Origin of the sequence: Dactylococcopsis salina PCC 8305 (genome assembly GCF_000317615.1) — a bacterium.
Classification (GTDB): domain Bacteria; phylum Cyanobacteriota; class Cyanobacteriia; order Cyanobacteriales; family Rubidibacteraceae; genus Halothece; species Halothece salina.
In genome coordinates this window covers 1,159,885-1,174,827 of sequence record NC_019780.1, presented here as the reverse complement: position 1 = coordinate 1,174,827, position 14,943 = coordinate 1,159,885, and the positions used below count along the sequence as shown (strand labels likewise).

The following is a 14,943-nucleotide window of genomic DNA, read 5'->3' as shown; positions in this document are numbered from 1 at the left end:
TTTCAAAGGGGGGTTAGGGGGGATACACTGTCTTTCAAAGGGGGGTTAGGGGGGATACACTGTCTTTCAGAGGGGGGTTATATCAAGTTCGGGTAATTGCTTATAATGTGTGTTGGGTTTCGCTTCGCTTCACTAGGGCCTACTCTTTATCTACTCTTTATCATCGATCGAGCGAACCTGATATTAGGGGGGATATACTGTAACCTAACTTTTTGAAAATGGTATTATAATTTGTGTTGGGTTTCGCGTGGAGACGTGCCATGGAACGTCTCTACCCAACCTACTTTTTATCTATAGTAGGCTTAAAGAAAAACGGTTTTCAGTGATGACTATTGCAACTAATCACATCATCCCACAGCAGCCATTGACCTTTGATCAATTTTTCGATCGGTATGGCGACGATAACCGCTATGAGTTAATTGATGGAGAAGTATTTGATTTGGAATCCAATGGTCGCCATGAGGAAGTTGCTGCCTTAATTACTGCTAAAATCTGTGTTGAAATTGAGAAAAAGGGTTTACCTTGGTTTGTCTTACAACGAGGATTATTACGCCCTTTTAATGCTAGTTTAACCGCCTTTAGACCTGATGTTGCAGTGGTCGATCGAAATGAACTCACTAAAGAACCGCTTTGGTTGGATCAATCAATCCTCACTCTTGGTAATTCTATTAAATTTGTTGCCGAAGTTGTTAGCAACAACTGGCAAAATGATTATGCCCGTAAAGTGGAAGATTATGCCGTTTTAGGGATTCCAGAGTATTGGATTGCAGACTATTTCGGTTTAGGAGGAACTCGACACATTGGGAAACCTAAACAACCGACTCTTTCTATTTGTACTCTGGTTGATGGGGATTATCAAATCCAACAATTCCGAGGAAATCAGAGTATTATTTCACCGACTTTCCCAAACTTAAAATTAACGGCGGAACAGATTTTAAGTGTTGGTGGTTAAATCCAACCTTTTAACCAATAGACAACAATTCCAATATATTCTTTGAGTGCTTGTGTGGTTTGCTGCAATCGTCCCGCATCAGGAATTAAATTTAAAATTGTGACCTGGGGAGTGCTTTGTAATTGTTCCCAGTCTAGTTGGGTAACGGTAAAATCTGTGGGGGCTGGAATAACATTAATATCCTGTTTTTTAAACACTAGCATCGATCGAGGCATATGAGATGCAGAAGTCACTAAAAGTGATTTCTTAATCCCACGTTGTTCTAAAATCTCTTTCGTATAAACGGCATTTTGATAAGTATTAAGTGCTTGTTTTTCCTCTATAACTGCCTCTTCTGGAACACCAATTTCAGTTAATAAAATTTTCATACTATCTGCTTCTGGAGGCGAATTTTTTAGCCAAGTAATTCGTCCACCTGTAGCGATAATTAGCGGTGCTTTTCCTTCTTTATAAAGATGGGCGGCATACAAAACGCGATCGCCCGCTTCGGTTATTTCTACAGTTTTCCGGGGCGGCGTGGGAACTCTTGTTGATCCTCCTAATAAGATAATTGCTTCTGCTTCTGGTAATTCTTTTTTAGGGATTTGTTGCCATTCTAATGATTGAACTAAAAGAGAACTCACCCAAGCATTACCAGCAAGGAAAATTACAATTACACTGATTCCCATTGGTAATAATGCCAATTGCGGACGTTTCCAAGCTAGAATTAATCCCCCTAATAAAAGTAGTGTGGTTAATCCTAGTGGATAGACAAATAAAGGGAGAAATTTTGATAAAAATAAGAACATAACATCATCAGAAAAATAAATTACACCATTTTAAATAATTGGTGCTACATTAACGACCAACTAAGCCCCCCTTAATAAGGGGGGTTTGGGGGGATCAACTGTTACCTGACTTTTTGAAAATAAATTATAGGTGCGCCCCCTAACCCCCAAGTTTGGGGGAATTTGCGGCGATTTATCTCTATTTGTAACCTTGACGTAAGCGCCTGGTTTGTTCTAATAATTCCTCTACATCTTCCTCCGATAAACGTTCTACATAATTCACTTTTACTTCTTCTAATAAATCTAATAGTAAAGACTGCATTTTTTCGATCGTTTGTTTCCCCTGCATTTCATCGGTTAAAACTGTTGTGAGATTTGTTCCTAATTCTTCAATCAGTTTTTCCGCTTCGGGGTCTTCTTCTAATGCCCCAATAATAGCATCATAAATCACTTGATAAACTAAGGTGACAAATTGTTCCGTGAGTTGGCTTTCAAACCGTTCTAATCCTGGGACTTGTCTTAATCCTTGAAATGCAGGAGATGTTTCTAACACCTTTCTTACATTATGACGCACGATCGCTTCCACATCAGGACGAATTTTTGGTAAAACTTGATAGACTGCTAATTGAACAAATAATTTACTCAGTTCTGCGACTTCATTCGTATCATTGAGATCAATGTACTGTTTAGTATTCGCTTCTGAGATAACCTTTTTTAGTTCTCCCCGACGCAATGAACCTTGTAATTGATTCACTAAACGGACAAAAACAATTTCGGTGATATCTTCAGCAATACTCGCAACAAATCCTTGAGAAATTTGGCGTTTTACAGATTCTAAATTAATTAAATCGGATTGATCTACCCGTGTGGTGACAGAAATAATCCGTAACCAGCGAAAGATCGGAAAAAATAAAAATACATCATACCAACGCCACATCATACCATCAATCCATCTTAACCCGATATGTCGGCGGTGGATTAAATAAGTGCGTCCCGTAAATTCAATGGCAAATAAAATGACAAATGGTAAGTCTAGAAGCCAGAATCGATCGATAAATTCTCCAGTTTCGGGGTCAATTCCTCGTAAATAATTCGTTTCGATTAAGCTATTTATTTTCTGATCAAAAAATTGAATCTGTTTTTCGTATTCGTTTTGAATTAAATAATCAGATGTCCAAAATTCCTGAAAGGCTTGATTTGCAGAATTAACTCCGACTTGGTTTCGCATCCGATCTTTAATGGTTTCTAATGTTCCTGTTTTGTTAGCAACTTCAAAGGGATTATTTTGGATAATCTCAAGACTTTGTTGGCGTAAATCTTCTAATATCCGTTGAGTTTGATAAGATGCTAAACCCGTTTTTGTAACTTGTTGTTTTAAAATTTCAACGGTTTGTAAATATTCCTCGGTTTCGGGATGAGGTTTAATTCCTTTAACATAATCATAGCCTTGGGCGAGAAGAGGAGTTTGTTCTAAAAACGAGTCGGGAATTTGCCGATAACCTTCAATTAATATCGGAGTATATTTTTCAATAAATTCTGATTTGGGAATATAGTTTAATCCTTGAACTAATAATCTAAATTCTTTTAAGTAGAAGTTTCGGAAGGGAATATAACTAATATCAATACAAACTAAACCTAAATTGACTAAGGCGATCAACGCCATTGTTTGTTCAAAGCGGATCACCCATTTATTCTTTTTTTTATGACTCTTACTTGCTTTTTCTTCTAATTCTCTACGCGCCATCATTGTTAGTGTATTATTGATTTCTTAATTAATGTTTAAGGTAAATTCGTAAACCCTGCTTGTCTAAAATTAATTACAAAAAGTATTATAAAGGTATTGATCAAGATTTTCTGAAGCATCGGTTATGTCGATTGCAATCGGTTTTTTTCCAAGTTGCCAAATCGGATCATTATTAAAATCATTAGATGAGTTGAAAGAAGGCTGTTCACTCTTTAATTGATTGATTTCGTGTTGCAATGCTTGCGTGATAACCTCATCTAAACTGTTTGCTTTTCCTGCTTTAATTAAGGCTTCAGTTGTTTCCAGTAATTCGGTTGGTAATTGTAAGGTTATTTCTGTTGTTTTTGACATTTGACTAAATTTTTGATTTAACTTACTTATCGATCATTTTAAACAGAATTAAGGTTATACCATTTTGGAGAATTGGCGCTACAGTATCGACGACTTAAGCCCCCCAAACTTGGCAGGGCTGTTTCATTCTCGGGGTCAAAATTGAATGCGATCGCCTGAACCCCTTATTGTACGTTCGATCGAACGCTTTTTCTTACTTTTTGGCTTTTTCTTAACAAAAAAGCCGTAAAACCCCTGCTATTCCTAACATCTGGAAAAGGCAAAAAAATAGAATGAAACAGCCCTGCCCAAACTTGGGGGGTTGGGGGGCTTTAAGGTAACTTGACTTTTCCAAAATGGTATTAATACCATTTTCAAAAAATCAGGTAACAGTATATCCCCCCTAACCCCCCGATGATTGGGGGGAATAATGGGATGGTGTGTAGCGCCAATTATTCACGCATGGTATAAGGTTATTCCTTCTTTTGTTGCTGTTTTTTCCACTGCTTCCGTAACTGCTGTTACCACTCTTTCATCAAAGACGGACGGAATGATATAGTTAGGATTTAGTTCCTCTGGGGAAATTAAAGACGCGATCGAGCGAGCCGCTTCTAAACACATTTCAACAGTGATACCAGAGGCTCTACAATTCAATGCACCGCGAAAAATCCCTGGGAAGGCTAAAACGTTATTAATCTGATTCGGATAATCACTACGCCCAGTTGCCATGACTGCTACCTGATCCGCCACTAATTCGGGTTGAATTTCTGGGATCGGATTTGACATTGCCATGATAATGGGCTCAACTGCCATTGAGCTTACCATTTCTGGGGTGACAATTCCTGGCACACTAACCCCGATAAAGATATCGGCATTTTTCATCGCGTCGGCTAATGATCCGTTTGCTTTGACGGCAAATTCTTGTTTTTCGGTGCTTAAATGGTCACGCTGACTGGAAATAATCCCTTTTGAGTCACAAAGCATGATTTGATCGGGATTTGCCCCTGCTTGCTTCAATAAACGCCCGATCGCGATTCCTGCAGCCCCAGCCCCATTGATGACAATCTTCACCTCAGCAAGCGCTTTTTTGACGAGAGAGAGGGCATTAAATAGCGCGGCGGAAACAACAATTGCTGTGCCATGTTGATCGTCATGGAAAACGGGAATATCTAACGCTTGTTTTAAACGCTGTTCAATTTCAAAACAACGCGGCGCACTGATATCCTCTAAGTTAATGCCACCAAAAACGGGGGCAATCTGTTTCACCGCAGTGATAATTTCTTCTGGGTTTTGGGTGTCTAAACAGATGGGAAAGGCATCAATATCGGCAAATTCCTTAAATAACAGGGCTTTTCCTTCCATGACGGGTAACGCCCCCGCCGCCCCTAAATTCCCCAATCCTAAAACGGCACTGCCATCGGTGACAACGGCGACGGTATTGGCTTTGATGGTGAGAGAATAAACGGTTTCTGGGTTTTGCGCGATCGAGCGACAGATTCTCCCTACCCCTGGAGTGTAAGCCATTGCGAGATCAGATTGGGATTTAACTGGAATGCGACTCTGGATGCGAATTTTTCCGCCGCGATGTAACTCAAAGGTTCGATCGCAAACGGTGAGGATGTTTACTTCTGGAATCCCTCGTAAGGCTTGAACGATCGCTTCTCCTTGTTCACTACTATAAGCATCCACAATCAAGCGCCGTTGAATTAAATTAAGAGTCTGACTTTCGAGTAGAATATCACCGAGATTTCCCCCAGCTTGGGCGATCGCGCTCGTGATTTGAGCCAACATCCCTGGCTGATTGGGATACGATAACTCGATCGCAAGACTATAGCTGGCATTTGGTGTTAATTTTGTCATTTTATTTGTTATTTGTTATTGGTTATTTGTTATTGGTTATTTGTTATTGGTTATTGGTTATTGGTTATTGGTTATTTGGTTAATCCCTCCTAGTGGGTTAGGGGGAGTGCATAAGATTTGGGTTACTATTTTATTGTATTTTAAGTTACAATTCTTCAATGACAGTTATGTCCTCAATGCGCCAGTTTTTGTCTTGGCGAACAACATCATAACGCACTCTTAAAGTTGAATCATAAGATTGAGAGGGAATCTGATTCCCATTGCGGTAGTATTTAGCCACTTCGCGCACTGTCGCGATGACCTCACCTTGATCGGGATTTTCCGCAGCATAAGAAACGCTTTCAATGGTGACGCTGTGACGAAATTGTTGATAGGTATTATTATTTTCAAAGGTTTGAGAACGTAACTCCCAAGAAGAAAGCAACGGATCAGTGAGAATTTCTGCTAAAGCAGAGGCTTGATTTTGAGAGCCTAATGCTTGTGCTTTACTGCTTAACCAAGTGCGGACGATTTGTTCCCCAATAGCACGGTTAAGGGTCGATCGAGCGTCATCTTCCGAAGATTGGGGCGTAGGAATCGCAACTGGCGGCGCATTTAATTCGAGGGCGATCGAGGAACGTTCAGAGCGATTACTATTGGGATTAACGAGAGTTGACCATAACGCACTAACCCCTTGATAAAATCCAAACAACACTAGCGCGATCACACTTAACCCCACTCCCGTTAACAGAATCAAACCAATAATCCGTGACGTGCGAGACTGGAAGCGTAAAGGCTTTTTCCGACGACGATGAGATCGTCTATCCTCCCAAGAAGAGGAATGTTTCCTGTCTGGTGAGGTGTTTGGAGAGCGATCGCGATGAAAGTCTGGAGGAGGAGAAAAGGTGGTTTCAGGTTCTGGCGATGGAATTTCCTCCCCTTGAAAAGATTCTAGGGTTTGCTGTACCGACTCACTAGCAAAATAGTCTTTTAAGTTTGCCTTTTGATTCGCCACATCCAAGAATTTTGGGAAGAGAAAAGACTCTAACCACTGTTTCGCATATTGACATAATCCCAGAAGCAGATCAGGAGACTCCTCTGCTTGCGCGGCATAAGTCTGTATCTGCTCGATCGAGTCGGTTTCTTGGCTTTTCTCCATCAACTCGATCGCCTGTTCCGTTTCCCCTAGCAGTAGCGCACAAATGGACTCCTCTAAATACACATCCGCTCGATCGCCTTTTGAACTATGGGAGGTTTCCAACTGTCGGAATAATCCCTGCGCTTTCACAACAGAATAAGGCTCTAAATAAGCAAATCCCCTCGCCAGTGACGCACAACCTGCTAAATACATCGCCACCCCCGACGGGCGTTGTACTTCTGCGCCGAATAACTCCTCCTGTTCACTGGTAGTTAAATATTCGCGAATCTGCTGGACAAAATGCAGAAACTCATCCACATTCAATCCTGAATCATCGGGTAATTCTCCGTCAATTCCTCCCCTTTTCTCAAACATTCCTTGCAAAAGCTCGATCGCCCTCGGAATAGCATTCTCCTTAAAATCTCGTTGGGAAAGTAACTCAAAAATCCGATAAGGACAAAGTTTGTCCAACTCCGCCCCCATTTCCGATCGCAACTGATAAAATAAATCCCAATCCCAGAGAAGCTGATGTCCTTTTCCTACCGCCTCGCCAGCCGCTTCATATTCCTCCTGTCGCCAAAACTCTCGTCCTAACTCCCAACAGGATAAAGCTAAAATTAGAATTAAATCCCCTTGCATGGGGGGCGAAAGTTCTTCCCCTTCTGGGCGATCGGGATGCGCTAACATCTCCTCTCCCAGATCACGCACTCGCTGATATTCCCCAAGTTCGTATAAAATTAATAACGTAGCGAGTAACTGTTGCGGCGTTTCTACTTCTATTCTTGGCGTATGGGCAGCCACAGCCGCCGCTTCTTCCTCCCTTTGAATTTGAGGTAAAGCAACGGTTTCTTCCCCTTCCACGTCATAAGTGCTAAGTAGATAATTGGCATCATACTCGCTGCGCTGTTCAGGGTCTGATAATACCTCATAAGCTGAATCTAATAAACTTTTTCTAGCTTCTAGTGTTCCCTGACTTAACTCCGAGTGAGGAGTTTGGCGAAGTCTGTCCTGATAAGCCTGCTCAATTTGTTCAGCAGTGGCTTGTAAAGGCAGACCAATAATTCGGTAATAATCGAGAGGAATATGCACAGTTTACGTCCCCAGTCTTGAGCAGTACATTAACATTTGACAATTAGCAATTGAGAATTGACAATTAAATTCTAATTCCCCCGCGTCGATTTTTCGCGGTTGGTCGTTAGACTGGTTAGGAAATTTCAATTGATTATTAATTGTCTTTCCTCCATTGTCCAATTAACTGTCAACCTTTTCCCAAATCATACAAAATCTATGGTCGCTGAAAGAATTTTACCTACTTTTCAACCTCAACCCGCACAAATTAGCCACGAAGAAGGACTTATCCTTTATGAAGACATGATCCTCGGACGCTTGTTTGAAGATAAGTGTGCCGAAATGTATTATCGGGGTAAGATGTTTGGTTTTGTTCACCTCTACAATGGTCAGGAAGCCGTTTCCAGTGGTGTGATTAAAGCCATGCGTCAAAATGAAGATTATGTCGCCAGCACCTATCGTGATCACGTTCACGCACTCAGTGCAGGTGTGCCAGCAAAAGAAGTGATGGCAGAGCTTTTCGGAAAAGAAACTGGCTGCAGCAAAGGGCGCGGCGGCTCAATGCACTTATTTTCCGCAGAACATAATCTTTTAGGGGGATATGCGTTTGTTGCGGAGGGGATTCCTGTAGCGACTGGGGTAGCATTTCAAAGCAAATACCGTCGAGAAGTTTTGAAAAATCCTAATGCGGATCAGGTGACGGCTTGTTTTTTTGGTGATGGTGCGACCAATAATGGACAGTTTTTTGAATGTTTGAATATGGCGGCCTTATGGAAGTTACCAATTTTATTTGTGGTGGAAAATAATAAATGGGCAATTGGTATGGCGCACGATCGAGCCACCTCCCAACCCGAAATTTATAAAAAAGCCAGCGTGTTTGGGATGGAAGGAGTCGAAGTGGATGGGATGGATGTTTTAGCGATGTATTCCACCGCACAAGAAGCGGTTGCTCGCGCTCGCGCTGGTGAAGGTCCCACCTTAATTGAGGCTTTAACTTACCGTTTTCGCGGTCATTCTCTCGCTGATCCCGATGAGTTGCGACCTCCTGAAGAAAAAGAAACTTGGATGGCGCGTGATCCGATTAAAAAGTTAGAGGCTTATTTGTTAGAACAGGATTTAGCGACAAAACAGGAACTTTCTGATATTGAGGCAAAAGTGCAAAAAGAAATTGATGAAGCGGTAGAGTACGCAGAAAGCAGCCCTGAACCTGATCCAGAAGCGTTGCGGCGTTACATCTTCGCTGAAGACGAGTAATCGATCAACGTAGGTTGGGTGAAGCCAAGTGAAGACGTAGGTTGGGTGAAGCGACAGCGTAACCCAACAAAGGTTGATGTTGGCTTTTCTTAATTGATGATTGATTGATGTTGGGTTGTCACCGAACCTACGATTCTGATTGATGTTGGGTTGTCACCGAACCTACGATTCCTTAATTGATAATTGATTGATGTTGGGTTATCACCCAACCTACGATGTTGGGTTGTCACCGAACCTACGATTCTGATTGATGTTGGGTTGTTACCCAACCTACATGGTTGATGTTGGGTTGTCACCTAACCTACGATTACTTAATTGATGATTGATTGATGTTGGGTTGTTACCCAACCTACATGGTTGATGTTGGGTTGTCACCCAACCTACGATTACTGGTTGCTGGTTTGGGTCGATCGTTGCTGCTGTAACTTAAAGACAGTTTGCTGATGGGTTTCGATATCGATCGGATAAAAGAATAATAAAATTAAACTACCGATAAGAGGAAGCGTTGGTAACAAAATTACGGTAATTGCAATCGCACCGATCGCGGACTCTGGTTGTTCCATCGGCGGGAGTGACTCCCGAAACCCAGCAAAAGACAGAATTTGTCCAAATAAAAATAGTCCTAAAGCCTGCGCCATTTTATTCGCAAACAACATAATACTATTAAAAACTCCTTCCCGTCTTTGACCCGTTTTTAACTCATCCCAGTCGATCGCTTCAGGGACCATTGAAGGAGGAATCAAATAAGCCGCCGCCATTCCCATTCCTTGTAAAGCAGCGATGAAATAAATCCATTGTGGTTGTTCTGGTTGTAGATAAAACAATCCACAGTTTCCGATGATCCAAATACTAATTCCTAACCAAAAACTCGCTTTTTTACCCAACCACTCGCTGATCGGTTTCCAGATAAATAAAGCCGCAAATGTGGCAATTTTCATAATCAGAGTAATTGAGGTAATCGCTGACTCTGGAAGTCGTAAATTATTGACAATAAAATAAGGGAGAATCGTCGGCGCAACTAATAACGCCATCCAAGAAAAGGCATAAATTCCCAAAAGTAGCCAAAACGGACGATTGCTGGCGATTTGTTTTAAGTCTTGGAAGTTCACTCGACGAGAGGCGGCTTTAAGTTCCGCTTCTTCTGTTCCCCAACAACACCAGCCAATAGAAATTAAAATCGCGATCGCGCAAACTGTGCCTAAAATCGGAAGTTGTCGTTGCGGTTCGTCATTACCAATGGTTAAAACCTGCATCAATAACAAGGAAAATGTACTTGCTACCATTGCAAAACTAAATCGCCAACCATTGAGACGAATATGTTCTTTATTATTTTCGCTGATATCGGTGAGGAGGGCGCTATAAGGAATTAAGAAACAAGCAAAACTCACTTGAAACACGATCGCCACCAGTAGATAATAACTGTAAAGTCCCCATGAAGTAAGCGGCGGAACCCACCAATGGAGGGCAAAACTAAGGGCGAAAAACGGCGCACTACCTAACATCCAACTGTGTCGCCTTCCCCAGCGACTACGAGTATGATCGCTCAGTGATCCTACAATCAAAGTCGCGATCGCATTACCGCCTTTACTAATTAATAAAATCGTTCCAGCGATATTGGGAGGAACACCAGCGACAGTGGTTAAGAAGAAAAAGAAGAAGATGATCAAAACGTTTAACGACATCGACGGACCGAAATCTCCGATTCCGTAGGCGATGCGAGTGGAAATCGAGAGTTTATCTTCTGCTAAGGGAGTTGATGTCATAAAAATGAAATAGACTTAAACTTTCTTATTACTATTCTCTTATATTATGGAGTTATATTAAGCATTAGCAAAGATTCGATCGCCCTTTCCTGTTTAATTTTTGTCATCTATCGGAAGTAATATGAAATACAAAAAGCCTGCTACAAACCGATTACCTGATCCCCCCCCTTTCAAAGCAGGGCTGTTTCATTCTCGGTGTTAAAATCGAAAGCGATCGCCTAAAAACCCCTACGGGGTGGCGCGATCGCGCCAATTTCTTCTAATTTGGCTTTTTCTTAAGAAAAAAGCCGTAAAACCCCTGCTATTCCTAACATCTGGAATAACCAAAAAAATAGAATGAAACAGCCCTGCCCCTTTCAAAGGGGGGGTTAGGGGGGGATTATTCGTAGCATTCATATAATCTAGCCATCATAAATCACCCATAAGACCGATTTCTCGTTCCCCAAACTTGGGGGTGAGGGGGCGACCGGCAAAGAGTTCCCCCAAACTTGGGGGTAAGGGGGCGAAACCATTCCTTCCCAAAAATCAATTTTGAAAAAAGAGCGCGATCGTGACATTTTTCTTAACATTATTCTAAGATAAGAACGGCGATGACCATTTTCATCCTGTCAAAACTGAATTTATAGAAAAAAATGACAATTACCAACGAAAAGCCCACTCAGAAAACCGCTAGACCTGTTACTCCTTTAGGAATTTTAGTCGAAAAACTCGAAGGAATCGTCGAACAAGCCAAACAAGAAGGCGTTTCCGAAAACTTACAAAGCGCGATCGATGCTGCTTTTCAACTCGGATCAGGACTCGATCCGTATCTAGATCAAGTCACAACATCAGAATCAGAAGCCCTAGCAAACCTCGATCGAAAAACCCGCGAAGAGGACTGGAGTAAATGTTTTTCTGATGGAGAAACCGTCCGTAAACTAGAACAAGAAATGCTTTCTGGTCATATTGAAGGACAGACGCTAAAAATGTTCGTTCACATGACCAAAGCGAAACGTATCTTAGAAATCGGAATGTTTACTGGATATTCCGCCTTAGCCATGGCGGAAGCACTTCCCGAAGACGGTAAAATAATCGCGTGCGAAGTTGACCCCTATACCGCACAATTTGGTCGTGATTGTTTTGATGTGTCTCCTCACGGAAATAAAATCACTATCCTCGTTGATCCAGCATTAGAAAGCATGAAAAAGTTAGCCAGCGAAGGAGAAACCTTCCAGTTAGCGTTTATTGATGCGGATAAAACAGGGTATAAAGATTATTATCGGCTTTTAATGGATGAGGGATTATTAGAATCTGGTGGTTATATTTTTGTTGATAATACCTTGTTACAAGGACAAGCCTATTTACCCCCACAACAGCGCAACGAAAACGGAGAAGCGATCGCGCAATTTAATCAAATGATTGCAGACGATCCCAGAGTTGAGCAAGTTTTACTCCCGCTTCGTGATGGTTTAACCATGATTAGAAAACTCTAGAGACAGTGACCAGTGACCAGTGACCAGTGACCAGTGATCAGTGACCAGTGACCAGTGACCAGTGATCAGTGACCAGTAAATTGATAATCAATCAATCTTTTACTGTTTAACTGATTACGGTCTTACCAAATAACAAATAACAAATAACAAATAACAACTAACAACTAACAATGACACTTCTCTTTGTTCGATCGAGGCTTAATTCCGTCTTTAAAACCATCGGAACATTAACCCTACTCTTAATTGCATTTCCCATTAACCTAATCACAGTTTTATTCTCATATCTGACCACAGAAAAACTGAAACAAAAACCGATCGATGCCCCTAAGCGTATCTTAATCACTGGGGGAAAAATGACAAAATCGCTACAACTAGCGCGATCGTTTTATCAAGCCGGTCACACCGTTTTTCTCGTAGAAACTCATAAATACTGGCTTTCTGGTCATCGCACCTCGCAAGCGGTGAGCAAATTTTACACAGTTGCGACACCAGAAAAAGACCCTGAAACCTACCGTCAAGACTTACTCAACATCGTTAAAAAAGAACAAATCAACGTCTTTATTCCCGTTTGTAGTCCTGTTTCCAGTTATTACGATTCTACGGCTAAACCTTTACTCCAAAAAGCAGGTTGTGAGGTAATTCATTTTGATCCAGATATCACCGCAATGCTAGATAACAAATATGAATTTTGCAAAAAAGCGAGAGAATTAGGACTATCAGCCCCAAAAGTTTTTCGTTTCACCTCTCCCCAACAAGTCTTAGATTTCGACTTTCAAGCTGATGGTAGTCAGTACATTATTAAAAGTATTAACTATGACTCAGTGCGACGGTTAGACTTAACTAAATTACCCTTTGACGGGATGGAAGACTATATCAGTAAACTCCCGATTACCGAAGAAAATCCCTGGGTAATGCAAGAGTTTATTAAAGGACAAGAATTTTGTACTCATAGCACTGTTCGTGATGGTAAAATTCAAGTCCATTGTTGCTCAAAATCCTCTCCATTTCAGGTAAATTATGAGCAAGTTAATAACCCAGAAATTCTCGCTTGGGTGAGTCATTTCGTTAAAGAATTAAAACTCACGGGTCAAATTTCCTTTGACTTTATACAAACGCCAGATGGCACAATTTATCCCGTAGAATGTAATCCTCGGACTCATTCTGCGATTACCATGTTTCACGATCATCCTGATCTTCCTGCTGCTTATTTAGAAGACAATAATCATCCTCAACCCATTTCTCCTTTACCCGAAAGTAAACCCACCTATTGGCTTTATCACGAACTTTGGCGCTTAACAGAAATTCGATCGCGCAAAGACTTAAAAAACTGGTGGCAAAAAATTTCTCAAGGAACAGATGGCATTTTTCGCAAAGATGATCCCTTACCCTTTTTATTTGTCCATCATTGGCAAATTCCCCTATTACTTTTAAGCACTCTCAAAACTTTTCAAGATTGGCTTCGCATTGACTTTAATATCGGCAAAATCGTTAAATTAGGAGGAGATTAACTCATGTCATCATTACGAGTTTTACACTTAGCAGGGTCTAGCGTTTCCGAATTTTACTATAATCTTTCCATGATCTACGCCCAAAAAGTTCTTCAACCCAAGGGTGTCAGCAGTTATTATGCCATTGTCCATCCTCAAGGCGTTTGGCAGCTAGGGAGTGCTTTAGATGATTTATCGCCAAAACTCTCCCTTCAGGAAATGATTCGTCAGTTACCAGAAATAGATGTCGTCATTCCTCACTTGTTTTGTTTTCCAGGGATGACCAGTTTTCGGGGCTTTTTTGAAGACTTACTCGGTTTACCCATCGTGGGTTCACCGTCACACTGTACCGCCTTGGCGAGTAATAAAGCACAAACTCGGAATGTGGTCGAAGCAATGGGAGTGAAAGTCGCAAAAGGTCAAGCCGTGCGTTCGGGAGATACTGTCACCATGAAACCGCCGTTTATTGTCAAACCCAATTCCGAAGATAATTCGTTAGGGTTGACTTTGGTAAAAAGTGAAGATGAACTCGCCGCCGCCTTAAACAAAGGGTTTGAGTTTGATGAAACTTTGCTAGTAGAAGATTATATTCCAGGACGAGAATTGCGTGTCGGAGTAATTGAACGGGATGGGGAGTTATTTGTGCCTCGATCGATGATTGAATATATTTTCCCAGAAAATCATCCCATTCGCACTGTCCATGATAAATATGACCTACAAGCGGATGGAACACCAGGAAGACAACCAGAAAAACCTGTAGCGAAACCGCAATGTCCGGCGGAAGTAACGCCAGATTTGTGGGAGAAAATCGCAACCGCAGCGAAAAAGGCGCATATCGCTTTAGGGTGTCGGGATTACTCTCTTTTTGATTTCCGCATCCATGAAATCACCAATGAACCATATTTGTTAGAAGCAGGTTTATTTTGGTCTTTTGGCGAAATTAGTATGATTTCGCGGATGCTTCTCGCGGATGGAGAGAATCTAGAAGATGTGGTGTTTGAGATTTGGAATAATGCGTCTCAGAAAACTCGTGTGGCGCATGGTTCACTTTATCTTAGTGTTTAAATTTAAGCCCCCAGAATTGGCCGGAGCGAAGTGAGGATTTGGGGGCGATAACCAATTAGGGTTT

At 41.5% G+C, this 14,943-nt stretch carries 11 protein-coding genes; 5 read left to right on the top strand and 6 right to left on the bottom strand.

Going from position 1 to position 14,943, the window contains the following annotated elements; genetic code table 11:
* The first annotated feature begins 325 nt into the window (after nucleotides 1–325).
* The gene (locus tag DACSA_RS05925) at nucleotides 326–952 is read left to right on the top strand and encodes a Uma2 family endonuclease (protein ID WP_015228877.1); all 627 of its coding nucleotides are present in this window, start codon (nucleotides 326–328) and stop codon (nucleotides 950–952) included.
* On the opposite strand, the gene DACSA_RS05920 is transcribed toward DACSA_RS05925, so the two are convergent.
* From DACSA_RS05920 to DACSA_RS05900, 5 genes are all read right to left on the bottom strand, one after another.
* Nucleotides 949–1,740, bottom strand: coding sequence for a YdcF family protein (locus DACSA_RS05920; protein WP_015228876.1), 792 nt, complete (start codon nucleotides 1,738–1,740; stop codon nucleotides 949–951). The genes DACSA_RS05925 and DACSA_RS05920 overlap by 4 nt on opposite strands.
* Before the next feature lie 178 nt (nucleotides 1,741–1,918).
* Entirely contained in the window at nucleotides 1,919–3,466 is a 1,548-nt protein-coding gene (locus tag DACSA_RS05915; protein WP_041235356.1) for a hypothetical protein, read from the bottom strand.
* A gap of 66 nt (nucleotides 3,467–3,532) precedes the next feature.
* Nucleotides 3,533–3,814: a ribbon-helix-helix domain-containing protein gene (locus tag DACSA_RS05910; RefSeq protein ID WP_015228874.1), complete on the bottom strand. Its 282-nt coding sequence runs from the start codon at nucleotides 3,812–3,814 to the stop codon at nucleotides 3,533–3,535.
* Nucleotides 3,815–4,249: 435 nt separating this feature from the next.
* Nucleotides 4,250–5,653 (bottom strand): NAD-dependent malic enzyme, encoded by a 1,404-nt coding sequence (locus DACSA_RS05905; RefSeq protein WP_015228873.1) that lies wholly within the window; start codon nucleotides 5,651–5,653, stop codon nucleotides 4,250–4,252.
* A gap of 145 nt (nucleotides 5,654–5,798) precedes the next feature.
* Nucleotides 5,799–7,859 carry an ARC6/PARC6 family protein gene (locus DACSA_RS05900; RefSeq protein WP_015228872.1) on the bottom strand — a complete coding sequence of 687 codons (2,061 nt, stop codon included), beginning with the start codon at nucleotides 7,857–7,859 and terminating at the stop codon, nucleotides 5,799–5,801.
* A 198-nt stretch (nucleotides 7,860–8,057) separates the two neighbouring features.
* On the opposite strand from DACSA_RS05900, the gene pdhA reads away from it, so the two are divergent.
* Nucleotides 8,058–9,092 carry a pyruvate dehydrogenase (acetyl-transferring) E1 component subunit alpha gene (gene pdhA, locus DACSA_RS05895; protein ID WP_015228871.1) on the top strand — a complete coding sequence of 345 codons (1,035 nt, stop codon included), beginning with the start codon at nucleotides 8,058–8,060 and terminating at the stop codon, nucleotides 9,090–9,092.
* Between the two features lie 386 nt (nucleotides 9,093–9,478).
* Here the strand turns inward: pdhA and DACSA_RS05890 are convergent, their stop codons facing one another.
* A complete protein-coding gene (locus tag DACSA_RS05890; protein ID WP_015228870.1) occupies nucleotides 9,479–10,855 on the bottom strand; it encodes an MFS transporter in 1,377 nt (458 codons plus the stop codon).
* Nucleotides 10,856–11,487: 632 nt separating this feature from the next.
* Between DACSA_RS05890 and DACSA_RS05885 the strand changes: the two genes are divergently transcribed.
* The 3 genes from DACSA_RS05885 to DACSA_RS05875 all read left to right on the top strand — a co-directional run bounded on the left by DACSA_RS05885 (nucleotide 11,488) and on the right by DACSA_RS05875 (nucleotide 14,879).
* Nucleotides 11,488–12,327 carry an O-methyltransferase gene (locus tag DACSA_RS05885; RefSeq protein ID WP_015228869.1) on the top strand — a complete coding sequence of 280 codons (840 nt, stop codon included), beginning with the start codon at nucleotides 11,488–11,490 and terminating at the stop codon, nucleotides 12,325–12,327.
* Nucleotides 12,328–12,497: 170 nt separating this feature from the next.
* A complete protein-coding gene (locus DACSA_RS05880; protein WP_015228868.1) occupies nucleotides 12,498–13,835 on the top strand; it encodes an ATP-grasp domain-containing protein in 1,338 nt (445 codons plus the stop codon).
* A 3-nt stretch (nucleotides 13,836–13,838) separates the two neighbouring features.
* On the top strand, nucleotides 13,839–14,879 hold the full coding sequence (locus DACSA_RS05875) for a D-alanine--D-alanine ligase family protein (RefSeq protein WP_015228867.1): 1,041 nt from the start codon (nucleotides 13,839–13,841) through the stop codon (nucleotides 14,877–14,879).
* Nucleotides 14,880–14,943: the final 64 nt, after the last annotated feature.